This window comes from Blautia sp. AM28-27 (assembly GCF_003480905.1).
GTDB lineage: Bacteria > Bacillota > Clostridia > Lachnospirales > Lachnospiraceae > Fusicatenibacter > Fusicatenibacter saccharivorans.
The window spans coordinates 260,057-285,218 of record NZ_QUJK01000002.1 but is presented as its reverse complement, the minus strand read 5'-3'; the positions used below and the strand labels follow the sequence as shown (position 1 = coordinate 285,218).

Genomic DNA, 25,162 nt, shown 5'->3' with positions numbered 1-25,162 from the left:
TCTTCGGCCATTAGCTCTTCCCATTATAGCATAGGTTTTTCAAATTTAAAAGTCTGTTTTTTGAAAAAATGTTCTGTTTTGTCCGCTTTTATCTGCCGTGTGCCGTCATTCCGCCTGCCATTCCGCCGACGGCACAGACTGCTGCCGCCCACAGAAGTCTTCCGGCTCCGGCAAATCCGCCCGGCAGGAAGACTGCGGAGACGATGATCAGAATGGCAAAATACACGATTCCAAAGCAGATGCCCCAGAGAAACCGCCGTTTTCCCGCCATGTTTCCTGCCATTCTTCCGCCGGAAAAGCTTGATGCCAGATAGATCACCACAATGCCCGCCTGCACCCAGCTTTCCTTCCAGGAAAATTTCCAGAGCAGGAAAGACAACAGCAAAAGAAGAAGCACCGAGATCAGATAGGAAACGAGAAGAGCCTTCAGCCAGCCGATCCCGCTGCCCGCACCCACCGCCCATGTTTTCTTTTCTTCCATAAGAAAAAGCCCTCCCATACTGTAAATGTATGGAATGGCTTTTCCGGATATGCCTGTTTCTTTATTCTTCGTCAAACGGATGATTCTTTTTGAATTCCAGCCATGCGGCCATGCTCTTTGCGCGTTTTGCCTGCATCTGAAGGAATGCCATGCAGAACATAACGGCTGCAGAAAGTGCGGAGCTGATCGCCAGCGGAAGCACCATCGTCTCATCGCCGGTGTTGACCGGGATGCTGCGGATGCTTACAGTGGTCTGTGTCTTCTTCTGCGGAATCTTTGTGCTTCCGGTATTGGAATTGGAAGAGCTGTTGTTACTGCTGCTCTTCGACGGTGTGGCTGTCGGAGTCGGAGTGGATGTCTTATTCGTTCCGTAGTTGTCCGGTCCTACAAGGATCGTTCCTGCGGCACGCAGCGTACTTACGTCATCGGCTGCACTTGCTGTCATTTCACCTGCACTCAGGTTGGATTTCTGCTCTGCAGCTGCAAGCAGTTCATGCTCGCCTTCGTCCGCCGTCTCAGCTTCTGCTGTTTCCGTCTGCTCCTCTGATACAAGGCTTCTGGACAGACTTACTGCCACCGGCTGGATCAAAAGAGAGACATTGGAGATCAGATAGCCGTCTTCTGTGCTGTCCGTACCGGATGGATTGGAAATTTCATCGAAATTTTTTACGGTTTCGTTTTCTTTCTGAATTTCATCTTTTACAAGGTCATCCAGATTTTCATCCTGTTTCCACTGGTCCGATGATGCATCATTTCCCGTTCCGTTCTGGTTATCCTGGTTTGTATCGTCCTGGTTTGTATCATCTGCTGCAAGATCGTCTTTTGCTGTATCATCCGGGGCAGGTGTCACGGTTGGATCTTCTGCCGGAGTTTCCGGATTCTCCGGATTTTCACTGTCATCGGTATTCTCGCCCGGTGCTGTCGTCGGAGTTACTTCCGGCGTTACGGTCGGTTCCGCATCCGGTGTCGGCGCTGCCGTTGGTGTATCCCCTGTATCTTCTCCGTTGTCCGCATCCGGTGTCGGAGTTGCCGTTGGTTCCTCCGCCGGCGTTACGGTCGGCTCTGCGTCCGGCGTTTCCGTCGGTTCTGCGTCCGGGGTCACCGTTGGTTCTGCGGTCGGCTCTGCATCCGGCGTTTCCGTCGGACCCGGAGTTGGTGTTACGGTATCTTCTGCCGCATCCGGTGCCGGAGACTCGCCTGGCGCAAGCGTTGGTGTTTCCGAAACCGTTTCTTTTGCTTTTTCTGCTGCCAGAACAGCCTCATATCCGGCTTCTGTCACCACGATTTCATCTGCCGCAAAAACGGTATCTGTTACTCTTCCCCAGAAGTCTGTTTTCTGCTGTTTCTTTCGATACGTTTCCAGCTCTTTTTCATCCATTCCGACGAATACCAGATATTTTTCTGCTGCTTCCTCCGCTGCCGTTTTGCTGGTATCTGCAGCAGTGTTTTTTTCGGTTGTTTTCCCGTCCGCCTGCAGTTCTGCCGCTGCAACTGCAAGAAGCTCCTGTGCTTTTTCCACGGTTTTTACTGCTGTCTCTGCCGTTGTACCGTCTGCCGTATCATCGCCGGTTTTCAGATTCACATAAACGGCTGCCCGTTTTGTCTCTGTACCGTTCTCCGTTCCGGAGACAGTTTCGTTCTGTACTACGCTTTTTTCCGTTCCTGCCGATGCGCTGGCACGGAGCGGAACTGCATCGGAAAATACCAGTGTGCCCGCAAGGACAGCACCCATCACTTTCCATGCCTGTTTTTTCTTCATTGCGTTTCTCCTTATGTTCTCTTGGTCTATCCTAAAAAAATCTGTCTTTTTGTGTCATAATTTCGCATTACAGCATTATAGCACAAGAAAGAATCCCGCGCAAGGCTGAAGTCGCCTTGAAACGCGGGATTCGTGAATCACTTTCTTACGCAGTGAAACAGCAAGTGTTTCACTGCTGGGTGAACAGTAACGCGGGATTCTCATCTGCTTTTATCGCTTTTTAGTTTGTTTCCATTCTCGTTGTCGTGAGCTGATCCGGGGATAAATTCAGGATTTCCATAAACTCATCACCTGTGATCGTCTCTTTCTCATACAGATATTTTGCCAGCTCGTGGAGTTTCGGCATGTTATCTTTTAAGAGCTGCTCTGCTTTGTCGTACTGTTTTCTGACTGCTGCAACAACCTTCTCATCAATCTGTGCTGCTGTCGATTCGGAGCATGCCAGGGAAGTGTCACCGCCGAGGTACTGGTTCGTTACCGTCTCAAATGCAACCATACCAAATTCCTCGTTCATACCGAAGCGGGTGATCATGGATCTTGCCACCTTCGTTGCCTGCTCGATATCGTTCGAAGCACCTGTCGTGATGGAATGGAACACCAGATCCTCTGCCACACGGCCGCCGGTCAGCGTTGCAATTTTATTTTCCAGCTCTTCGCGGCTCATCAGGTTGTGCTCATCTTCATCCACCTGCATCGTATAGCCGAGGGCGCCGGACGTACGCGGGATAATGGTGATCTTCGTAACCGGAGCGGAATGGCTCTGCAGTGCTGCGACGAGTGCATGGCCGACCTCGTGGTAGGAAACGATCAGTTTCTCTTTGTCGGTCATGATCTTATTCTTCTTCTGGTATCCGGCGATGACAACCTCAACGCTCTCCTCCAGATCCGCCTGGGTGACGAATTTTCTTCCATCACGGACGGCACGGAGTGCTGCCTCGTTGATCATATTGGCAAGTTCTGCACCAGAAGCACCGGATGCCATACGTGCGATCGCATTGTAATCGACATTGTCGCCCACGCGGATGTTTTTCGCATGGACTTTCAGGATTTCCTCACGGCCTTTTAAGTCAGGCAGTTCAACCGGCACACGGCGGTCGAAACGGCCCGGACGAAGAAGTGCCGGGTCCAGGGAATCCGGACGGTTCGTCGCTGCCAGAATGACAACGCCTTTCTTTCCATCGAATCCATCCATCTCGGCAAGCAGCTGGTTCAGGGTCTGCTCACGCTCGTCGTTTCCGGAGAATCCGCCGCCGTCACGTTTTTTGCCGACGGTATCGATCTCATCGATAAAGACGATACACGGTGCTTTCTCATTTGCCTGCTGGAACAGGTCACGCACCTTCGCAGCTCCCATGCCGACGAACATCTCGACAAACTCAGAACCGGAAATGGAGAAGAACGGAACATTTGCCTCTCCGGCTACTGCCTTTGCAAGCAGCGTTTTACCGGTTCCTGGAGGGCCGACAAGCAGTGCTCCTTTCGGCATTTTTGCACCAATTTCTTCATATTTTTTGGGATTATGCAGGAAGTCAACAATCTCCTGTAAAATTTCTTTTGCCTCATCCTCTCCGGCAACATCTGCAAATTTAATGCCGGTTTCGGACTGTACATAAACCTTGGCGTTGCTCTTTCCAAAGCTCATCGCATTTCCCATGCCGCCCATCATCTTGCTCGTCATGCGTTTCATCAGCCACTGTCCGAGCGCAACCATCACAACGATCGGTATTACCCATGTTAAAAGAAATTCCATGAGTGGCGACATCTGCTCTATGATCGGCGTTCCGAATTCGGTAATACCTGCCTCATATAAACGATCTACCAGCTTGTAATCATTCATCATACCCGTCTTATAATAATTCGCCGGGCTTGATTTGTCGCTGAAAATAATCTCATTTGACTGGATCTGGACTTCGCTGATTTCGTTGTTATCTACCATCTGCAAAAATTTTCCGTAATCAACTTCTGTTACTTTGGGCTCGAGAAGTCTCGGGAAAAGCAGAAGATTTAACAGCAGAATGACGATCAGCGCAATTACATAATAAAAAATTATGGGTTTTTTCGGTTTTTGCACCTGCTTCATCTGTATCCCCTCCTGTTTCTTGATTTTCTTTCTTTTTTAGTAGCATAAACTTTTCTTTCGCTAAAATCAATCAAATTCTGACATTTCATGAAACTTTTATACTTTTTTATATTTTCGCTATAGAAAAGTAAGTTTCTTGCTTTTCCATCTGTTTTCGGCTATACTTGCGAAAGACTGGGAAAGTCTCTTTTTGAAATTTTGCCCCGAAATGACGGGGTTCATTCGATAAAAAAGCTATAGAAACGGAGGTTTTGTGTATGGGACACAGGTTTACATATGTGGTTTCGCCGGAGGAGGAACGGGAAAATCTGACTGTGGAATGGTTTCTCCGCCGGCATGGATATTCGCGCCATATTATTACGGGCTTAAAACGCACAGAGGACGGCATTTTCCGAAACGGCGTCCGCGCCTGGACGAGCCAGGCCGTGCACGCCGGGGATGTGATCGAAACGCACCTTGTCGAAACAGAACCCTCCGACGGAATTCTGCCGCGGCCGGTTCCGTTTTCGGTTGTGTATGAGGATGACGACATCCTCGTTGTGGATAAACCCGCTGATACGCCGATTCATCCGTCGATTGGAAATTATGAAAATACGCTGGCAAACGGCATTGCATGGTATTTTGAACAGAAAGGTGAACCCTTCGTCTACCGCTGCATCAACCGCCTCGACCGCGACACCACCGGCCTTATCGTACTCGCCAAGCACGCCTTAAGCGCCGCCGTCCTCTCCCAGGCCATGCGCTCCCGCGAAATCCACCGCACGTATCAGGCCTTCGCCCTCGGCGAAACCGCTGCATCCGGCACCATCGACGCCCCGATCGCCCGCCTCGACGGCTCCCTCATCCAGCGCACCGTCGACTTTGCCTCCGGCGAGCGCTCCGTAACCCATTACCGCACCCTCGCGCACTGCTCCGTTTTCTCCCACCTCGAACTCAACCTCGAAACCGGCCGCACCCACCAGATCCGCGTCCACATGGCTTACATCGGCCATCCGCTGCTCGGCGATACCCTCTACAACAAAACTCCCGGCACTTTCCCCCGCCAGGCACTTCACTCTGCATCGCTCTCCTTCGTCCATCCGATCACCGGAGAACCCTTAAACTTCCACGCACCACTGCCGGAAGATATGCAAAACCTGCTGACATAAACCAACCCCCGTGAGTTGCCGCTCACGGGGGTTTTGTTGTCCCTGATGGAACTGTCATGTCTTTTTGCCGGTGACATTGTATCATACACAAAATTTAGTTTCAATCATCATTTTCATACAGTTCTGATTCTTGGTACTTCATCGATATGCAAATATTTGCTGATGCATTTCACAATCACATCATGATCCGAAACCTGTCCCATGCCGGACACTGCTACGGTCGCCACAACGCCGACTTCTTCCACGCAGATCGGAAAACCTCCGCCCAGCATTGCGTATTCCTTCGGGTCCAGTACCATCTGTTTTACGCTCTCCGGCGCATTCGTCGCTGCCATGTAGAGCTGCAGCGAACTCCGCTCCGTCAGAAGCACCGAATTGCTCTTCCGTCTCATCAGCTCCACATTGTGCGGCGTAATGCCGTTATCACAATACTGGAATACAACTTCCCCGTTGCTTCTGCGGATCATGATGCCAACCTGTGCTCCGCGCCGTCTTGCCTCCATCAGGATCATCGTTCCCAGTTCCCATGCGTCTGCATTTGTAAAATGCGTAAACTGCAGAATATCCTCCTGCATATCGAGCACTTTCATCAGTTCATCCATTGTCATTGTCATACTTTTGCCCCGTCCTTTCTGCCATTTTATATTTTTTTAGCTTTTTGCCCATCGTTTTCTGACTTTCAGTTTATCATTTTCCCAAATTCAAGTCAAGCCAGCCACCACCGGCATTGGCTAACACGATATCACCGAAAAGCAAAAATTCCACGCCGCAGAAGTTCCCTCCCACAGCATGGAATTTCTCATTTTTATTTTTCTACCATAATACACTTCCGCGGGCAGTTCTCCGCGCAGAGGCCGCAGCCCGTACATTTTGCCGGGTCGATCTCCGCGCGCTGATCCACAACGTGAATTGCATCCGACGGGCAGTTCTTCTCGCACTTCTTACATCCGATACAGCCGATCTCACACGCTGCCATCACCGCCTTGCCCTTCTCGGTTGAGCGGCATTTCACCGTGATCTTCTGCTCATACGGAATCAGGTCGATCAGATTTCTCGGACAGGCCCTCACGCAGGCACCGCATGCCTTGCACGCTTCGCCGTCCACAACGGCAATGCCGTTTTCAATATGGATCGCATCAAACTTACATGCCTTCACGCAGTTTCCAAAACCAAGACATCCGTTTCCGCAGCTCTTCGGACCGCCGCCCGGTACAAAAACGGCGTAGGAGCAGTCCCTTGCACCCGTGTATTCATACTTGTTCTTTGCCACGTCACACGTACCGGCGCACCGTACCACTGCTTTTCTGCGCTCCTGTGCTCCGGCTTCCTGTCCCATAATGGCACCGATCGCTGCCGCAACCGGCGAACCGCCGACCGGACAGACCGAAATCGGGGCTTCACCCTTTACCACTGCAGCCGCCGCTCCGTCACAGCCCGGGTAACCGCAGCCGCCGCAGTTGTTGCCCGGCAGCGCTTCACGGACCTTCGTCTCGCGCTCGTCCACTTCCACATAAAACTTCTTTCCGGCAATTCCAAGGAGAATACCAATCAAAAGGCCGGTTCCACCCACCATCAGGGTGGCTGCTAAAATACCATTCATCTCTTCATCCCTCCTAGATCATTCCGGAAAATCCCATAAATGCCATTGACATCAGCATAGCCGTAAGAAGAACGATCGGCATTCCTTTGAATGACTCCGGGATATCGTTGTACTCCATCTTTTCCCGCAGGCCGGCCATCAGCACCATGGCAATCGTAAAGCCGATTGCGGTTGCCAGACCGTAAACCGTACCCTGCAGAATCGTGTAATCCTTCTGTACGTTGATGAGTGCCACACCGAGTACCGCGCAGTTTGTTGTAATCAGCGGAAGGTAAACGCCGAGCGCTCGATACAGAGACGGAATCGTCTTTTTCAGGAACATCTCAACGAGCTGTACCAGCGCCGCGATGACAAGAATGAAAACGATCGTTTTCAGATAATCAAGTTCTGCCGGTGCCAGGATAAATTTGTAAATCAGACTTGTCACAAATGAAGAAATCGTGAGGACAAAAATAACCGCTCCGCCCATGCCGGCCGCCGTATCCATCTTTTTGGAAACACCGAGGAAAGCACAGATGCCGAGGAACTGGCTTAAGACAACGTTGTTCACCAGCGCCGCACCGATCGCAATTAAAATCAGTTCTTTCATTTCGCTTCCTCCTTTCCTTTCACAGCCTGGCAGTATGCCTTATTGGCGCATGCCATACAGCCGGTCTCTTCTGCCGGGACTGCCGGTTTTCCGGTTTTCTCTGACTTCTGGCGTTTGATGCGGTTCTGCACCGCAACGAGCATTGCCAGCACAAGGAATGCACCCGGCGCCATGATGAAGATGTTGACCGGCTCGTAAGCACTCGGCATTACCTGGATACCGAACAGGGTTCCGGCTCCGATCAGCTCACGAAACATACCGATCAGGGTCAGGCCGACGGTAAATCCAAGGCCCATGCCGATACCATCAAATAAAGACGGGATCGGACCATGTTTTCCAGCATATGCCTCGGCGCGTCCCAGGATGATACAGTTTACAACGATCAGCGGGATGTAGATGCCAAGGGCGGAATAGAGTGCCGGAATAAAACCTTCCATCAAAAATTCCACGATGGTTACAAACGATGCCACAACAACGATGTATGCTGGCATACGCACGCCGTCCGGGATGATTTTCCGAAGCAGGGAAATCATCAGGTTGGAGGCGGTCAGGATGACCATCGTCGCAAGGCCCATGCCGATACCGTTCTTTGCAGAAGTGGTAACCGCAAGCGTCGGACACATACCCAGCATCATGACGAAGGTCGGGTTTTCTTTTATGATACCATTATAAAGCCGTTCCAGCGGCGTATCTTTTCTCATGAGTTCCCTCCCTCTCCGGAAAGCAGACCGGATTCACTGCAGTAGTTAAAACAGCAGATTCCTGCATTGACACCGTTTGTTACAGCGTTCGTTGTCAGAGTTGCTCCGCTCAGCGCATCGATTTCATCATCCGCGGATGCGCCGGATTTTGTGTAGGAGAATGCTTCTACGTTTTTATCCTTGAACTGATTCTTGAAATCGTCTGTGTCGGCACGCATACCAAGGCCGGCCGTCTCGGAAAGTGACAGGAAAGAGATTCCTTTTGTCGTTCCGTCCGATGCAATTCCCATCGAGAACTGCATGCCGCCGCCATAGCCTTCGGTTGTGGAGATGATCTCAACCAGGCCGATCGTCGCGCCGGATGCGTCTTTTGCAAGCAGCAGTTCGTCAATCGTCTGTGCTTCAAAACCGTGGCCGATCAGTGCTGCCGTAAGCTCTGCCTGTTGTGCATCGCTCATTGTTACTTCTTCAAAGGAAGCTGCCTCCGGGAATACGTTCTGACAGGATTCCTGTTTTTCTTTCTCCTGCTGTTTCTGGATCGGCTCCAGGGTTACCTGATGTGCCGCCCCGAGAAGCAATCCGGCAATCAGCGTGATCGCCGCAAGAATCAGTGCGTTTTTTATGATTTTGTTCATGCTTTTTTCTTGCCTCCTCTTCCGAATCCAACCGGCACGGTCACGCGCTCAATAAGCGGAACCAGAAGGTTGGTAAAGATGATGGCATAGGAAACGCCCTCTGCCGAATTTCCAAAGATACGGAATACACCGGTCAGAAGTCCTAAAATGACCGCGTAGATATACTGTCCCTTCTTTGTGATCGGACGGGTAACGTAATCGGTTGCCATGAACCATGCGCCGAGCATCAGACCACCGCCAAAAAGATGCGCGCCAAGGAAGTTGATATCAAAACCGTGGCCGCCGAAAATCAGGGCAAATAAAAGCTCTGTTCCGATGTAGATGAGCGGAATATTGAGGTCAATCACATGAATGCAGACAAGGAAAATGCCGCCAATCAGAAGGGCCAGTGCGGAAGTCTCACCGATCGTTCCGGCCGTATTCCCAAGGAACATGGACAGCAGATTCACCTGCTCTCCTGCTTTTGCTGCGGCAAGCGGTGTCGCACCGGATACGGTATCCACAAGATGTGCGGCTGCCGGGGCAGCGAAGTTGGTCATATGACCCGGGAAGGAAATCAAAAGGAAGCATCTTCCTGCAAGCGCCGGGTTCATAATGTTCTGGCCAAGACCGCCGAAAAGCTGTTTTACGACGAGAATTGCAAACACACCGCCGATCACCGGCATCCAAAGAGGTGCCTGCACCGGCATGTTCATGGCCAGCAGAAGGCCGGTTACCAGTGCACTGCCGTCGGCAATCGTCACCGGTTTCTTCATTCCTTTTTCATACAGATATTCCGTCAGGGGACAGACTGCCATCGAAATCGCAATCAAAAGCAGTGCCCGAAGGCCGAAATTCCAGACTCCCACGCAGGCTGCCGGGGCAAGGGCAAGCAGGACGGCAAACATGATTTTGTCTGTCGTCACCTTGGACCGCGCGTGTGGGGAAGATGATACGTGTAATAATCCATTCATATGTAAGATCCCCCTATTTCTTCTTTCTCTTTGCCAGAAGCACTTTACGCATTGAGCTGATTTCCTGCGTCAGCGGACGTCTTGCCGGGCAGATAAAGGAACAACAGCCACATTCACAGCACTCCATTCCGCCGTATTTCAGGAACTTCTCTTCCTCTCCGTGCTCCGCAAAAACGGAAAGGCGGGCCGGAAGAATCTGACCCGGACAGACGGAAACGCAGCGTCCGCAGTTGATGCAGGCAGATGGTGCCAGCGCAGATACTTCATCCTCGGTGAGGCAGGTCAGTGCAGATGTTGTCTTGGTTACAGGAACCTCCATTGTAAACAGGGCTTTTCCCATCATCGGACCGCCGCAGATGATCTTGGATGCCTCGTTTTTCAGACCACCTGCCTGCTCTAAAAGTTCGGATAAGAGCATGCCGACCGGCACTTCAAAGTTGCACGGATTCTGTACGGCATCTCCTGTCACGGTAACGATACGGCTCATCAGCGGTTCGCCGAAGCGGACTGCCTGGTAAATAGCGGTTACGGTGTCGATGTTGTCCACGATACAGCCCGCGTCCGCCGGCAGCATGGAGGAATTTACCTTTCGTCCCGTTGCTGCATAGATCAGCATACGCTCGGCACCCTGCGGGTATTTCGTTTTAAGCTCCAGAACCTCAATGTTATCCTCCGGAAGCACCAGCTCACGGAACTTCGCGATACAGTCCGGTTTGTTGTCCTCAATGCAGATGATTCCCTTTGCTTTCGGGAACATATGCAGCATGATTTTTAAGCCTCCGATCACCTTTTCCGGCTCCTCGAGCATTCTGCGATAGTCGCTCGTCAGATACGGCTCACACTCTGCTCCATTGACGAGAATGTGGTCGATCGCTGACGGATCTTTCGGGGATACTTTGACGTGTGTCGGGAAGCCTGCACCTCCCATTCCCACGATTCCGGCCTCTTTGATCTTGTTCCGAATCGTATCTGCGTCGAGTTTTTCCCAGTGCGGGCACTCCTCAAATGTTTCTTTTTCATACAACCCGTCGTTCTCCACAACGATACAGTCTACCGGGGAACCGGCTGCGGAAACTTTTTTCTCAATTCCTTTTACCGTGCCGGAAACCGATGCGTAAACAGGAGCCGAAACAAACCCTCCCGCTTCTGCGATTTTCTGTCCCGCTTTTACATGATCGCCTTTTTGTACGATCGGCACAGCAGGCGCTCCGATGTGCTGTGACACTGCGTAATACAATAAGTTGCCCGGCTGCGCTTTGACAATCGGTTTGTCCTTGGAGAGCTCTTTTCCCTCGTACGGGTGAACGCCGCCATGAAAAGTATTTCTTTTCTTCTGAAACATGCTTTTCACCTCATCCTTTCTCTTTTCTATGCTGCATTTATCAATTCACAGCCTTTTTTCGGTTTTTTATACAAAAAAGGCTGGTGCATTGCCCTGATTATTTCGGTTATTCATATCGGACTTCTTTTAACAGGAGTCCGCATGCCGGTGCAAGAAAACCCGCACTTTCGCGATTTTTTGCTTTGAGAAGCTCCGTCATTGATGCGATATCCCGTTTTCCCATCCCGGCCTCCACAAGTGTTCCGGTCAGGATCCGCACCATGTGGTACAGAAAACCGGTTCCGGTATAGGAAATGATAAGAATCCCGTCTTTCTCGCAGAAATCAATTCCGGTAATCGTCCGTACTGTCGATTTTTTCATACGTTTGTTGGCACAGAAGCTCCTGAAATCATACGTTCCGATAAACGCTTTCGATGCTTCTTTCATTTTTTCCACATCGAGCGGTGCTTCCGGAAAATACACGTATTTCCGCTCGAAAACATGCTTTCTGCCATCGATCACGATACGGTATTCGTATGTTTTGTCCACCGCATTCAGACGGCTGTGGAAGCGCTCCGGCATCCGCGCGAGGCTGGTGACTTCGATGTCTTCCGGCAGATAATGGTTGATTGTCTGCAGAAGTTCTTCATCGGATAGATCCGTATGGAACTTTGCATTTGCGACCTGTCCCGCCGCATGGACGCCGGCATCGGTTCTGCCCGCGCCGTGGATCTCCACCGGCTCTCCTGCGATCCTGGACAACAGCGTTTCGAGCTTGCCCTGAATCGTGTTGTCCGTATTTCCCTGCTTCTGCCAGCCGTTATAGCGCGTGCCATCGTACTGCAGGATCATTTTATAATTCATCTTTTTCTTCCTTCCTCTGTCCTGTTCTTCCTCTTCCTTTCAAATCATTTTTCTCCAGAAATGGGCTTTTCAGAACCATTTTCTTCTTTCCAAAGTGGCAGCTTATCCTTCGGCATCCATGCTTTTCTCAATCAAAAAGCTTCGCAGCGCAGGACTTCGCGCCAGATTTGCTTCAAACAGCACCACTTCTGCTCCGCCCGGAAAGCTGTTCTGTAAAAATTCAGCGGCACGGCGGATCTGCAGTTTCACATCCTTTACTTCCTTCTCCACTTTTTCCTGTTCCAGTTCACATACCGTTTCAAAAAGCTCTTTCATCTGATCTGAATCGGTTTTGCGACATTTTTTAGCGGTCTCCTCGAGTTTTTTTAACTTTTTCAAGACCCGCGCATTCGTTTCTTCCTCGCCCTTTTTCAGCAGTCCCTGCTGTTTGCACACTGCAAATCCCTGCTCTTTCTGTTGTAGCCAGGATGCGTATGTCTCATCTTTTTTCTGCCTGCAAAGCCCGGTAAACTGGCGAAAGCACTCGGAGAGCTCCTTTGCCGTGTGCTCCTGCTTCTGGCAGCCGGATGCCTCTTTCTGAAGTGCCGCATGAAACAGAGACAGCAGTACAGATCGCTCTTCTGCGGAACCATTTGCCGCCATCTTCTGTTTTTCTGCCATGATTTTTCCGGAAAATGCACCGGTCAGAATCTCCTCTACACCGTAATCCTGTCCATATTTTTCGTAAATCCTGTAGTATGAGCTGAATTCCTCCGCCGTCTTTTCTTCCTGCAAATATTGTCCGATCAGTGCTTCGTCGACCGGAAAATGCAGGATTTCATAACTTTTCAGCACTGCCGACAAATCCTCCCAGCCGCGTGCTGTCACAAAACGCTTCTCATCCGCTTCATGCGAAACAGAATAAAAATGGTCACTGTGTGCCATAAGGTACGTTGTCACGGCGCTGTGGATCTGATTTTTCTCTGCATAGGAAAGCCACACGGAAAGCTCGGGAAGCACCTCGATCTTCCGCACACGGTCAAGCGTTGCCACATCAAATTCCCGCACAGATTTATTATATTCCGGCGGATTTCCGGCGGCCACGATCAGCCAGTCATCCGGGATGTGCTGATTGCCGAATTTTTTGTCCTGCAAAAGCTGCAGCATTACCGGAGCGAGGGTCTCGGAGACGCAGTTAATTTCATCGAGAAAGAGGATACCCCGCTTCTTTCCGGTCTGCTCCATGCAGTCATAGATCGAGGCGATGATCTCGCTCATCGTGTATTCCGTTGTATGTACCATTTTCCCTTCGATTCCACGTGTGCAGATCTCCGGAAGGCCCATGGCACTCTGACGCGTATGGTGTGTCATCGTGTAGGCGACAAGCCCCACACCGCACTCTTCTGCGATCTGCTCCATAATTGCCGTTTTTCCGATGCCCGGCGGGCCGATCAGGAGAATGGGACGCTGCTGCCGGAGCGGAACCAGCGGAAAACCAATTTCATCTCTTGCAAAGTATGCGCGCAGGGCTTTTTCAATTGTCTCTTTTGCTTCTTGTATGTTCATATGATCTCTCTTATCTTATGCACTCTTTATGTACTCTCGAAATCTTTCTGTGTTTGATTTTGCGAGATGCTTTTTTGTCAGTTTTGTTCAAAGAGTACATTCTTCTGTCAGCAGTTTTTTTGCCCATTTTGGGACAAGATTCATTTTTTCGGTCTGTCTGACAAAGACGAATGCCGTCTCGTAATCGGGCTTTTGTTCGGGATAAATTCCGTCTCCGTCGGTAAAATAGATCAACGCTTTTAAGTTTCGGAATACATGCTGTTTCCGCAACTCTTCCACTTTCTGAAAGACAGGACGGAAATCGGTTCCGCCTCGGCCCTTGATGATAATTGTTTCACGGTAAGCTTCCCATTCTTTCGGTGAATGGATCATCGTGACATCCTGCACGAAGCTGTCGCACTGGATCAGGCAGACGTTCCATCGGGAAAAGAAGTTTTCTTTTTCTTCAAGAATGCTGCGCGTCTCACCAAGGAACTTTGCTACAATTTCTTTTTTGCACGAACCGGATGTGTCGATCGCGATAACCAGCTCTTCGAGACGGTTTCCCTCGCGCGTCTCCGGCGGCTCGATGAAAGGGAAATTTCCGTAATACATAAGCCCATAATGGTAAGCGACTGGATCGAAGCTGTCGAGATCCAGCTCCATTTCCTCGCGGGTAACGGTAAAGCGTTTCAGGAAGCGGCGGTAATCGTACGCTCTTTTTTCGATCCCGGACAGGGTTTCTTTTTTTCCACCACGGTTCTGGCCTCGCAGCAGGCCGCCGGTGCCGTAGTTTTCCGCCAACTTGCGGGAAGCACGTTTCCAGACTGATTGAAAAGACTCGATAAGTTCCGGTTCTTTTCCCGGCACCAGCCATGAAACCGGAGACTGTTTTTCTTTTTCCGGCATCAGCCATGAAACCGGGGGCTGTTCTTTTTTTTCCGGCTCCGGTGTTTCTTTCCCAAACCGGCGGATGCATTCCAGCAGCAGGTGCTGATAGCCTTCCTTGAGGAACGATGAATTTTCGGCACACATGCAGAGTACAAAATCGGAGTTAAAATATATCGTATGACCGTCGGATGTGATGGCTTTTGTCCTGTCGGATGGCTGATGCTGAAAGAAAAGAATCGCTTCACCAAGTTCCGGGTACAACCAGCAGAGGTTTTTGCGGGCTTCTTCGAAAAGCCGGAGCGCCAGCGCTTCTTTTTCTTTTGTGGGCTTTTCTTTTTGAAACGCAGCTTCTGTTTTTCTGCTTTCCGTATTCTCCTGCATCGGATCCTGTGAGCTCCGGTTCAGGAGAATACGGAAAGCCTGCCATTTCTGCTGGTCGGCAGCAAGGTTGAGAAAACGTTTTCGGTCTGCATCGGACAGCCATCCGGTCTGCAGAATACGTTCCAGCTTTGAAAAATCATCCTCACGAATCAGCATTTCGACAGCGGGACGAATGCGTTTCCGCAGGTATGCAGTATATGCGGCTCGCTGTTCTTCCGGAAGATCCTGCGATTCACAAAAGCTGGAAAGTGCAGCCCGGAGGCGCTGCTGTTCGGATGTCGTCGTTCTGAAACTACTCCAGTCATCCATTTTATTCACTCCCTTACTCGCCGCGTTTTCTCACTTGCACTCAATCTTACGCTGCCGCGTAAGCGGCATTCGTCGTTCGTCAATTGAAAATAAATTTTCATTTGACTCACTTGCACTCAATCTTACGCTGCCGCGTAAGCAACATTCGTCGTTCGTCAACTGAAAATAAATTTTCATTTGACTCACTTGCACTCATTATATCGTCATTTTTGAGCATTGACAATGTTGGATCGTGTTATTTTTTTCACACTTTTACCATATTTTTATGATATACTTGATATTATAAAATACGATTGCAGTCGTAAAAGTGCAAAGGAGATCCTTTTTATGAACAAAGAAAACAGAAAAGCTGCCAAGGAACGGCGTGCCAAAGAGCGGGAGCACGAAGCGAAAGTAGCGCATTACAAAAAGATCTGGAGCTGGGCCGGACCGGCTCTGATTGTCGTTGTGATCGTCGGCCTTATTATTGCCAGCGTACTCGATTCCAAACGACTCTCTACCAAAAGTGCCTCGGAGGATACCTCCACAGCCTCATCGACCGCATCCGCCTCATCAGCCTCCACTTCGGCTTCTGCCTCTTTGCAGACCGACACTTCCCTTACCATCGAGGACGGTGATACCGTCAATATCGACTATGTCGGCTCCATTGACGGCGTGGAATTTGAAGGTGGAAACACAAAAGGAAACGGCGCTGATCTTGTGATCGGTTCTCATACTTACATCGATGACTTTGAAGAACAGCTCATCGGTCATCACCCGGGCGACAGCGTAGATGTAACCGTCACTTTCCCGGAAGACTATGGAAAAGACGAACTCAACGGAAAAGAAGCTCTTTTCAAAGTTACCGTCAACGGCATTTATAAATAGAACAGCAAAAAAGACATCCTCCACAGATTTTCCGTCTGCGCCGGATGTCTTTTTCTCATCGTTTTTTGTTAAGTTTTTTTCAAAGCCGCGCTGATGTTTTGAAAAAAGTACATCTTTTTATTCCACAATTTTGTAATACGCCCGCGCCGTCAGCACATAGACGATCAGGTAAACCACGGCAAACGCCGCAATCGTAATCGCTGTTGCAGCCAGGAACAGATTGCTGTCCGGGAAATTCAGCATTGCCATGATACGCCTGGTCAATGGAAACGCTACCATTGTATGCACCACGGCCACCGCGAGCGGCAGGAAAAAGACCGTTACCACCTGTGACTGAATCGTCTGACGGATTTCTTTGCGGCTCATGCCGACCTTCTGCATAATCTGGAACCGTTTTCGGTCATCGAAGCCTTCTGAAACCTGCTTGTAATAGATAATCATAACGGCACCCATCAAAAATAGCGCACCGACGAAAACACCTAAAAACAGAAGTGAACCATACAGACTGTAAACCGTATTGCGCTCTTTTTCGCGCACTTCCACCCATCCGTTAAAAGATGACTCCGTCAGTATCGTCTCAATCTCATCTCCAACTGTGATCTGTTCGCCAGCATCCCCGATAAGATCCAGAGCATATTCCCAACTGTATCCTTCTGGCTCCTTTCCCTGCACAGCTGCATACGCTTCCTTTGCTTCCTTATTCCGCGTCACCACCGTCATTGTCTCATACACCTGCGTCTTCTCATCCAGAATGTACGATTTCTTATCGGTATTCCATTTTTTTACTTCATACGTCTGATTTCCCAGTTCAATCGTGTCATATCCATAATTTTTCTGTTTTGCCTGAAAAACCAGAGCCTGCCCTGGTTCCAGCTCTACCTGTTCGCCGGTTACCTGATTGTACTCCGACTCTTCCATGATTTTTATCAGTGTGCTCGCCGCAGCATCATCTGACTGTGTTTTTTCTACTTTGTTTCTATCTACAGCAGCAAGCATAACATAGTATCTCTGATCACTTTCATACTTTTTTCTGAGCTGCTTTTCTTCCAGATGCTGATCAATCCCAGTTTTCACTTCCTCTATCATCTTCTGACTGACCGGTTTCACCGTCTTCATAATGCCGCTCACGCCAGTATTTGCTTCGATCGAAATCTGATGTGGAAACCGCGTATAGGTAACCTCCTCAATTCCCGTCCACAAACATGTGCTGATGGAGATAACCAGAAGCACACCCGTTGACAGAATACAGATATTCGCAAGACCGACCGCATTTTGCTTCATGCGGTACAGCATACCTGAAATGCTTGTAAAATGGCGTGTCTGGTAATAATAATTCTTGTTTTTCTTCAGAATTTTCAAAAATGCAATACTTCCAGCAGAAAACAGGCAGTACGTTCCCACCATAACCAAAGCGATTGCATTAAAAAACTTATCAAGTGCGTCCATCGAGGATTGGCAGGTCAGAGCCAGATAATAACCAACACCAAGCAGCATGAATCCAAGAACCGCCGTCAAAAGCTTCGTTTTCGGTTCCCGCTCACCCTGCGCGCCGCCGTGCAGCAGTTCGACCGGCTGTGAGACGTGGATCTGGCGAAGGCTTAAGAGAAAATTGATCACAAAAGTCAGGCCGAACAGCAGCATCGTACTTCCCACGGCTTTTGCGCTGAACGCAAAACCAATTGTTCCGTTCAGTCCGGTCAGCTTCATCAGCACCAGAAACAGCAGGCGGTACAGCAACACACCGAGCAGAATACCGATTCCAAGCGATGCCGCCCACAGATACAGACTCTCAAAAAAGAGGATCTTCGCCAGATGCTTTTTCTCCATGCCGAGAATCTGGAACAGACCGAACTCTTTTTTTCTTCTTTTTGCCAGAAAACTGTTGCTGTAAATCAGAAAAATCACCGCGAACAGGCCAATGATATAGGTTCCCATCCCCATCACTGTCAGGATCGTATCTTTTCCGATCATGGAATCAAAGCCACTTCCCTGCGCCAGTGTATCCATGATAAAAAACATCACCACCGTGCCGATGCATGACAGCAGATACGGAAGAATATTCTGACGGTTTTTGCTCAAATTTGTTTTTGCCAGTCTGGCATACAGCAGATTATTCATCCCGTTCACCACCCGTCGCAAGAATTGTCAGCGTATCGGAGATCTTCTGATACATCTCATCGCGCCCTAAAGAACCGCGATACAGCTGGTGGAAGACCTCGCCATCCTTGATGAACAGCACACGCTTCGCCGAGCAGGCCGCCTTCACACTGTGCGTTACCATAACAATCGTCTGGCCCTCCTCGTTGATCTCCCCGAACAGTTTCATGAGGCCATCCGCTGCATGGGAATCGAGCGCGCCGGAAGGCTCATCCGCAAGAACCAGCTCCGGATTGGTAATCAGCGCACGCGCAACGGCTGCACGCTGCTTCTGTCCGCCGGACACCTCATATGGGTATTTATTGAGGATCTGGGTGATGCCGAGTTTTTTCGCAATCGGCTCTGCCCGAAGACTCATCTCCTCGTATTTTTTCCTTCCAGCACGAGCGGCAAATAAATGTTGTCACGCAGGGAAAAGGTATCGAGCAGGTTGAAGTCCTGGAACACGAAACCTAAATTTTCGCGGCGGAATCCGGCAATCTCCTTCTCCTTTAATTCGCCGAGATTCTTTCCATTTAACCGCACCTGTCCGCCGGTTGGCTTGTCGAGTGCTGCGAGCAGGTTCAGAAGCGTCGTTTTTCCGCTTCCCGATTCGCCCATGATTGCAACAAATTCGCCCCGTTCCACTGTAAAATTAACGTCTTTCAACGCTTCCACCCGGTTGCTGCCAAGGCGCGTGGTATATGTTTTTTTCAGATGTTCTACTTCCAGAATTGCCATGTCACATTTTCCTTTCTGTCTGAACTGTTTTCTTAATTGACAAGGCTTATTATACCCGTCCGCGCCCTCTTCTGCCTTAGGATCATCTTACAAAAAGACCGGCAACCTTACATTTCTGTAAGATTCCCGGCGAAGCTCTCTATGTACTACAGGGATACGGTATCCAGCCCAAGATACACCTTCGTTCCCACTCCCATCTCCGACTCGATGCGGATGGTATGCGAAAGTTTCTCCATGATCTGGCGGCACAGATACAGTCCGATGCCCGTTGACCGCTTGTCTGCGCGGCCGTTGCAGCCCGTGTAGCCTTTTTCGAAAATCCGCGGCAGATCCTCCGGCGCAATGCCGATGCCGGTGTCCTCAATCACCAGCGTTTTTGGTGCATCCGGTGACAGATAGATGTGAATGCTTCCACTTTTCGTGTATTTCAGCGCATTTGACAGAATCTGCTCCAGCACAAAGACGAGCCATTTTTCATCTGTCAGCACCTCGCAGTGCACCGGCTCGTAGGAAAGGATAATCTTCCGGCGGATAAAAAGCGGAGCATATTTCCGCACAGCCTGGCGGATCAGCGCATCCAAATCGTACCTTGCAAAGACAAGATCCGATGTCATTTTTTCCATGCGCAGGTACTGCAGCGCCATCTGCACATACTGCTCCGTCTGGAAAAGTTCGCTCTGCATTTCACGCGAAAACGGCGTATCCTCCTCCTGCAGAAGCAGCCGCATCGCCGCAATCGGCGTTTTGATCTGATGGGTCCACATCGTGTAATACTCCATCATATCGCGGTATTTCTGCTCCATCTTAATCTGTTCTTCCTGAAACTGCCGCTCATAGGATGCGATGATCTGCTGGTAATCCCGCGCCAGAAGCCCGTCCGCCTCCGGAAGCGCTTCTGTTTTGCCCTGCGGTTCGGCGGCAAGGAGTGCTAAGACCAGATGATGTTTCCGGTACTTCCCATAATGAAAGCAAAAACCTGTGGCTCCGACAGCAGCCATCAGCACGATCATATAAACGGTGACATCCTGCGGCACATTGCGCAGAAAACAGAGGAGTGAAAATACTCCTATAAAAGCGGCAATCCGCACGGCCGATGCAAGATGCTCTTTCAAATACCAGTTAAGAAGCATAAACTCCTGCCGGATTCCCTCTTTCTGTTGTTCCATCCTCTTTCTCCTGTTCTGCTTCCGTCATGCGATCAGGTAGCCGACACCCTTTTTCGTCTGGATAAAGTCTGTAAGTCCTGCCTCCTCCAGTTTTTTCCGCAAGCGCGTGACGTTGACGGTCAACGTGTTGTCATCTATAAAGCTGTCCGACTCCCACAGATGCATCATCAGCATATCGCGGCTGACGGCTTTTCCTTTATTTTCGAGAAGGGACTGCAGAATGCGCCACTCATTTTTTGTCAGCTCAATTCGCTTTCCCCGGTAATTCAGCACACCACTTCCCGTATCGAGCATGGCACCGCGGTGCTCGAGGAAATTCGTTTCTCCGGCAAATTCGTAGGTGCGACGGAGCATCGCCTGGACTTTGGCGGTCAGGACACTTAAATCAAACGGCTTCGCGATAAAGTCATCGCCGCCCATATTAACGGCCATAATAATGTTCATGTTGTCCGATGCAGAAGAAAGAAAAATTACCGGCACTTTCGAGACCTTTCGAATCTCCTGGCACCAGTGAAATCCGTTAAAAAAGGGAAGATGAATGTCCATCAGCACTAATTGCGGATTTTTCACGGCAAATTCAGCGAGAACACTGGAAAAATCCTGTACGCAGAACGCATCCATGCCCCAGGAAACCAGGCTCTGCTGCACGGCGCAGGCGATGACTTCATCATCTTCTACAATCATAATTCGATACATGGCTGTTCCTCTGTTGTCTCTAGCAAAGCGGATATTCGCAATCCGCTTCGCTACTTGCTTGATTCGGTTAAAAATATAGACTCCGGGCGGGTGTTTTCAACGCACAGCCGCTCCCGGAGCCGTTTTCGCAGATGATTATACTCTTACAATATAATCTGCTTTTCTTTCTTTTGCCTCCGGGTACTCACAGTCGCGATAGCCGAGGATGCAGTGGCCGATGCCAACATAATTTTCGGAAAGTCCCCACTCTTTTAAGAGGGCTTTTCCCTCCGGGCTCGCGAACTCTTCTTTTGCACGATGGATCCAGCAGGAATCCACACCAACGGCATGTGCTGCCAGCATCAGATTTCCCATGACAAGAGAGCCGTCCTCCACATAAGTTCCGCGCTCCGGGTCAGCAAGCACAATCAGAACGGTCGGAGCGCCGTAGAACGGATCGGATGTTGTACCCATAACAGCCGCATTCATTTTCGAAAGCTTTGCAATCAGCTCCGGTTTCTGTACCACAACAATCACCGGCGACTGTTTTCCCATGCCGGTTGCCGCATACGTTCCAGCCTCCAGAATTGCATCGAGCTGCTCATCGGTAATCTGCTCCGCTTTGTATTTGCGGATGCTTCTTCTTGTTTTGATTGCATTTAATACTTCGTTGTTCATGGTAAAAATCCTCCTGTTCTTTTTTTGTTTTTATCGCAAACGCCGCAGCCTTGTATACCGGACGCATTGCCTGCCTACATCTGTTTCCGCACAATCCGATATTCATCGCCGAGCTGGTAGTACGGACAGTCGTAAAATTTATCCTGCAGAAAACGTGCCATCTCATCCTCATCGAGATCCACCTCGCAGGTGTAGCATTCATACTCCTCATCATACACAAAATTGCCGCACGACTCACAGCTTGTGGCCATCTGGCGGGAGTGCTTTTTCTTTTGTGTGTGGGGTGTTGGTTCTATCATATGGCAATTCCTCCCATTTCTTACACTTCGCTTTTCCGTTTCGGCGCTTCCGGCAGAGGAAGAATTTCTATTTTTCATCCACCACCTGGAAGATATAGAATTTCAGGTAATAGGACTCATCCGCCGCCCACAAAATTGGATGATCCGGGGCCTGGGTGCGGTATTCTACCTGACGAAGGCGTTTGTGGACGTTGTGAGCCGCCTGGTTGATGGTTTTCGTGAAGAGTTCGTAGTCCATAAAGTGGGAACACGAACAGGTGCACAGATAGCCGCCGTCTTTGACCAGTTTCATGCCGCGCAAATTGATTTCACGATATCCCTTGATTGCGTTTTTGATAGAGTTTCTTGATTTTGTGAAGGCCGGCGGATCAAGGATAACGACGTCGAATTTTTCTCCCTCTTTTTCAAGACGTGGCAACAGTTCAAAGACATCCTCGCACACGAAAGATGCTACGTTTTCCAGACCATTTAAGGATGCGTTTTTCCGTGCCTGCTCTACGCCGAGCTCTGATGCATCAACGCCGATAACTTCCTTTGCTCCTGCATATGCCGCATTCAGTGCAAACGATCCGGTATGGGTAAAGCAGTCGAGCACTCTCGCGTCCTTGCAGAGCTTCTGCACAGCCAGACGGTTGTATTTCTGATCCAGGAAGAAACCGGTTTTCTGGCCGTCCTTGACATCGACGAGATAGTGGACACCATTCTCGACGATTTCCACGCTGGTGTCAAACGGCTCGGAGAGAAATCCTTTCACACGCTCCATGCCCTCCTGCTCACGCACTTTTGCATCACTTCGCTCAAACACGCCGCGGATCTTAACCCCGTCAGCTGCCAGAACCTCCTCCAACAGGCGGATAATCGTCATTTTCATTTTGTCGATACCAAGTGCCAGCGACTGAACGACCAGCACATCGGAGAATTTATCCACTACGAGTCCCGGCAGGAAGTCTGCCTCGCCAAAGATCAGGCGACAACTCGATGTGTCCGTCACTTTTTTGCGGTACTCCCAGGCATCCTGCACTCTTTTTCTCAAAAATGCTTCATCGATTTCCTGGTCGATATTTCTTGTCATCATACGGATGCGGATTTTGGAATGCTCATTGATGAAACCTCGTCCCATCGGGTATCCGTCAAAGTCGCGCACCAGCACGATATCTCCGTTTTCATATGCTCCTAAAATCGAAGCGATCTCATTATCAAAAATCCAGGCTCCGCCCTGCTTTAAGGCGCGGCCCTCTCCTTTTTTCAGTGTTACAACTGCGTTGCTCAAAAGTTTTTCCTCCTTAAAACAATATAGTTAGTCATATCTAATCATAGACAAATGTGTTTTGCTTGCATTCTCAAAACCGCGCTTCCAGCGCTTTTTGCTGCTGCACAGCTCCTTTTTGCACGAGTGAACTATAACGTCAGATTCCTCTTCCGTCAAACTCCGGAATGAAACTCTCCTCAGCCACCGGGCCTTCCTGTAAAAAGGCGTTGGTGACGCCGAGGGAAAACGTATAGTCCAGCAGACGCTCATACTCCCGCTTTGTCGTTTTCCGGTTCAGCGGACTTATGTTTTCCACCTGCGGAAGCGGCGTGTACTGGCTCATGAGGCTCAGCCAGACGGTATCGCCGTACGTCTCATAGACGTATTTTACCACAGCTTTTGCATTTTTTACAGCACCAGGCAGCAATAAATGGCGCACAATCACACCTTTTTTCATCAGACCATTCTCATCGAATACAGCCTCTCCTGTCTGACGCACCATTTCCGCCAGCGCCCGTTTTGCTGTTTCCGGGTAATCTTCTGCCCGCGAGTACACTTTTGCAAGGGAGGAGTCCATATACTTAAAATCTGTCAGATAAATATCGATCAGCCCATCCAGGGCCTGCAGGGCTTCCACGCTCTCATACCCGCCGCAGTTATACACAACCGGCACGGTAAGTCCCTTTTTCTTTGCCTGAAAAAGTGCCTCCCGGATCTGCAGCACGTAGTGGCTTGGTGTCACAAGATTGATATTGTTTGCATTCTGTGCCTGCAGCTCCAGAAAAATGTCCGAAAGCCGCCCGATCGAAATCACTTTTCCGCTCTCCATCTCCGCAATATGATGGTTCTGACAGTAAACACACCGCAGATTACATCCGGAAAAGAAAACCGTCCCCGACCCCGTCGTCCCGGAAATACACGGCTCCTCCCAGAAATGCAGTGCAGCCCGCGCCGCCGCAACCCCGGAGGGCGCCTTACAATATCCCGTCTTTCCATGCTCCCGGTCCGCTCCGCACTTCCGCGGACAAACCCGGCACCGGCTCATCTCCTGTTCCAAATCCAGCATAATATTTCTCCCTTTTCTCTTTAGAAAAAAGCCGTGTCTCCGGAAAATAGTTCTTCCACAGACACAGCTTTTGTATTTCTATGCGTCAATTAATATGCCAAAATTTCATATCCATCTTCTGTTACCGCAACCGTAACCTCCCACTGGGCTGACGGTGCGCCGTCCTCAGTGTAGACAGTCCAGTCGTTGTCGGAGTCGATGAAGATCTCATCCGTTCCGAGATTGATCATCGGCTCAATGGTGAATACCATGCCCGGTACGAGCAGCATTCCGGTATCGCGTCTTGTGACATAGCTGACGAACGGATCCTCGTGGAACTCCAGACCGACGCCATGACCACCGATGTCACGGACAACTTTATAGCCCTGGCTCTGGGCAAATTCATTGATCACCGCGCCGACATTGCCAAGCCGGTTAAACGGACGTACTTCGGAGAGTCCAAGCTGTACGGCTTTTAACGTATCTTCCACCAGCTTCTTTGAAACCTCGTCTACCTCACCGATGCAAAACATACGGGAAGAATCAGAAAAATATCCCTTATAAATAGTAGAAACATCGACGTTGATGATGTCTCCGTCCTGCAGAATTTCCTCCTCATTCGGAATTCCATGGCATACTGCATCGTTGATGGAGGTACACACGCTCTTCGGAAATCCTTCATAATTCAGCGGTGCTGCAATTCCGCCGAGTTCTTTTGTCTTTTCTGCGACCAGACGGTCGATATCTTCCGTACTCATGCCTGCATGAATGTTTTCGGCCACATAATCCAGAACTGCAATATTGACAAGACCGCTTTCACGAATTCCATCGATCTGATCAGGTCTTTTGATAATTTTCTTCGGCGGAATTTTCCATCCCTTTAATTTATAAGAATTGATTTTCTCATCCAGCGCCAGATGGCAGTCTTTGTACTTCTTCCCGCTGCCGCACCAGCAGGGATCATTTCTTCCAATTTTTTTCAGCATAATGTTCTATCCTCTTTCTGAACGCGGAACGACAGATCCGATTTTCTGTCTCCCGCTGAAATTCATATAACTCCTCTACTACT

23 protein-coding genes and 1 pseudogene are annotated in these 25,162 nt (G+C 49.9%); 2 read left to right on the top strand and 22 right to left on the bottom strand.

The genetic code is table 11. The annotated features are described in order from the left end of the window. Window positions 1–88 precede the first annotated feature (88 nt). From DW743_RS17935 to ftsH, 3 genes are all read right to left on the bottom strand, one after another. Window positions 89–481, bottom strand: a complete 393-nt coding sequence (locus DW743_RS17935) for a TIGR04086 family membrane protein (protein WP_022461130.1) — start codon at window positions 479–481, stop codon at window positions 89–91. 61 nt (window positions 482–542) lie between these two features. Further along, window positions 543–2,240 carry a hypothetical protein gene (locus DW743_RS17930; RefSeq protein ID WP_158568538.1) on the bottom strand — a complete coding sequence of 566 codons (1,698 nt, stop codon included), beginning with the start codon at window positions 2,238–2,240 and terminating at the stop codon, window positions 543–545. 220 nt (window positions 2,241–2,460) lie between these two features. After that, entirely contained in the window at window positions 2,461–4,320 is a 1,860-nt protein-coding gene (gene ftsH / locus DW743_RS05520) for an ATP-dependent zinc metalloprotease FtsH (RefSeq protein ID WP_117760802.1), read from the bottom strand. A gap of 257 nt (window positions 4,321–4,577) precedes the next feature. Here ftsH and DW743_RS05515 point away from each other — a divergent pair, with 257 nt between their 5' ends. Further along, a complete protein-coding gene (locus tag DW743_RS05515) occupies window positions 4,578–5,468 on the top strand; it encodes an RluA family pseudouridine synthase (protein ID WP_117760801.1) in 891 nt (296 codons plus the stop codon). A gap of 113 nt (window positions 5,469–5,581) precedes the next feature. Here the strand turns inward: DW743_RS05515 and DW743_RS05510 are convergent, their stop codons facing one another. The 10 genes from DW743_RS05510 to DW743_RS05465 all read right to left on the bottom strand — a co-directional run bounded on the left by DW743_RS05510 (window position 5,582) and on the right by DW743_RS05465 (window position 15,237). After that, window positions 5,582–6,082, bottom strand: a complete 501-nt coding sequence (locus DW743_RS05510; RefSeq protein WP_022461366.1) for a heme-degrading domain-containing protein — start codon at window positions 6,080–6,082, stop codon at window positions 5,582–5,584. Window positions 6,083–6,273: 191 nt separating this feature from the next. Then, on the bottom strand, window positions 6,274–7,068 hold the full coding sequence (locus tag DW743_RS05505) for an RnfABCDGE type electron transport complex subunit B (protein WP_117760799.1): 795 nt from the start codon (window positions 7,066–7,068) through the stop codon (window positions 6,274–6,276). Between the two features lie 13 nt (window positions 7,069–7,081). Then, window positions 7,082–7,657 (bottom strand): electron transport complex subunit RsxA, encoded by a 576-nt coding sequence (gene rsxA / locus DW743_RS05500; protein ID WP_022461368.1) that lies wholly within the window; start codon window positions 7,655–7,657, stop codon window positions 7,082–7,084. Beyond that, entirely contained in the window at window positions 7,654–8,358 is a 705-nt protein-coding gene (gene rsxE, locus DW743_RS05495) for an electron transport complex subunit RsxE (RefSeq protein WP_022461369.1), read from the bottom strand. Before rsxE ends, rsxA begins: the two co-directional genes overlap by 4 nt. Further along, window positions 8,355–8,993 carry an FMN-binding protein gene (locus DW743_RS05490; protein WP_117760798.1) on the bottom strand — a complete coding sequence of 213 codons (639 nt, stop codon included), beginning with the start codon at window positions 8,991–8,993 and terminating at the stop codon, window positions 8,355–8,357. The genes rsxE and DW743_RS05490 overlap by 4 nt, the downstream gene beginning before the upstream one ends. Beyond that, a complete protein-coding gene (locus DW743_RS05485) occupies window positions 8,990–9,946 on the bottom strand; it encodes an RnfABCDGE type electron transport complex subunit D (RefSeq protein WP_117509260.1) in 957 nt (318 codons plus the stop codon). The genes DW743_RS05490 and DW743_RS05485 overlap by 4 nt, the downstream gene beginning before the upstream one ends. 13 nt (window positions 9,947–9,959) lie before the next feature. Beyond that, a complete protein-coding gene (gene rsxC, locus DW743_RS05480; protein WP_117760796.1) occupies window positions 9,960–11,288 on the bottom strand; it encodes an electron transport complex subunit RsxC in 1,329 nt (442 codons plus the stop codon). Between the two features lie 106 nt (window positions 11,289–11,394). Then, on the bottom strand, window positions 11,395–12,132 hold the full coding sequence (truA, locus tag DW743_RS05475) for a tRNA pseudouridine(38-40) synthase TruA (protein ID WP_117760794.1): 738 nt from the start codon (window positions 12,130–12,132) through the stop codon (window positions 11,395–11,397). Between the two features lie 102 nt (window positions 12,133–12,234). Next, on the bottom strand, window positions 12,235–13,677 hold the full coding sequence (locus tag DW743_RS05470; RefSeq protein WP_117760792.1) for an ATP-binding protein: 1,443 nt from the start codon (window positions 13,675–13,677) through the stop codon (window positions 12,235–12,237). Window positions 13,678–13,764: 87 nt separating this feature from the next. Continuing rightward, window positions 13,765–15,237, bottom strand: a complete 1,473-nt coding sequence (locus tag DW743_RS05465; RefSeq protein ID WP_117760790.1) for a vWA domain-containing protein — start codon at window positions 15,235–15,237, stop codon at window positions 13,765–13,767. 327 nt (window positions 15,238–15,564) lie between these two features. Here DW743_RS05465 and DW743_RS18745 point away from each other — a divergent pair, with 327 nt between their 5' ends. Beyond that, on the top strand, window positions 15,565–16,104 hold the full coding sequence (locus tag DW743_RS18745; RefSeq protein ID WP_330418077.1) for an FKBP-type peptidyl-prolyl cis-trans isomerase: 540 nt from the start codon (window positions 15,565–15,567) through the stop codon (window positions 16,102–16,104). A 117-nt stretch (window positions 16,105–16,221) separates the two neighbouring features. Here DW743_RS18745 and DW743_RS05455 read toward each other — a convergent pair whose 3' ends face one another. The 9 genes and pseudogenes from DW743_RS05455 to DW743_RS05415 form a co-directional block, all read right to left on the bottom strand. Next, window positions 16,222–18,222, bottom strand: a complete 2,001-nt coding sequence (locus tag DW743_RS05455) for an ABC transporter permease (RefSeq protein ID WP_117760786.1) — start codon at window positions 18,220–18,222, stop codon at window positions 16,222–16,224. Continuing rightward, window positions 18,215–18,981: pseudogene (locus DW743_RS05450) on the bottom strand (ABC transporter ATP-binding protein). Before DW743_RS05450 ends, DW743_RS05455 begins: the two are co-directional and overlap by 8 nt. A gap of 146 nt (window positions 18,982–19,127) precedes the next feature. Next, window positions 19,128–20,147 carry a sensor histidine kinase gene (locus DW743_RS05445; RefSeq protein WP_199607195.1) on the bottom strand — a complete coding sequence of 340 codons (1,020 nt, stop codon included), beginning with the start codon at window positions 20,145–20,147 and terminating at the stop codon, window positions 19,128–19,130. A 24-nt stretch (window positions 20,148–20,171) separates the two neighbouring features. Further along, window positions 20,172–20,843, bottom strand: a complete 672-nt coding sequence (locus tag DW743_RS05440) for a response regulator transcription factor (protein ID WP_117760784.1) — start codon at window positions 20,841–20,843, stop codon at window positions 20,172–20,174. A 135-nt stretch (window positions 20,844–20,978) separates the two neighbouring features. After that, window positions 20,979–21,500: a nitroreductase family protein gene (locus DW743_RS05435; protein WP_022461381.1), complete on the bottom strand. Its 522-nt coding sequence runs from the start codon at window positions 21,498–21,500 to the stop codon at window positions 20,979–20,981. Window positions 21,501–21,574: 74 nt separating this feature from the next. After that, complete coding sequence (locus tag DW743_RS05430) at window positions 21,575–21,799, bottom strand: DUF6472 family protein (RefSeq protein WP_117760782.1); 225 nt, start codon at window positions 21,797–21,799, stop codon at window positions 21,575–21,577. Window positions 21,800–21,866: 67 nt separating this feature from the next. Then, window positions 21,867–23,069 carry a class I SAM-dependent rRNA methyltransferase gene (locus DW743_RS05425; protein WP_117760780.1) on the bottom strand — a complete coding sequence of 401 codons (1,203 nt, stop codon included), beginning with the start codon at window positions 23,067–23,069 and terminating at the stop codon, window positions 21,867–21,869. Window positions 23,070–23,205: 136 nt separating this feature from the next. Further along, a complete protein-coding gene (locus DW743_RS05420; protein WP_226906368.1) occupies window positions 23,206–24,114 on the bottom strand; it encodes a radical SAM protein in 909 nt (302 codons plus the stop codon). An 89-nt stretch (window positions 24,115–24,203) separates the two neighbouring features. Further along, on the bottom strand, window positions 24,204–25,079 hold the full coding sequence (locus DW743_RS05415; protein ID WP_117760778.1) for a methionyl aminopeptidase: 876 nt from the start codon (window positions 25,077–25,079) through the stop codon (window positions 24,204–24,206). Window positions 25,080–25,162 lie beyond the last annotated feature (83 nt).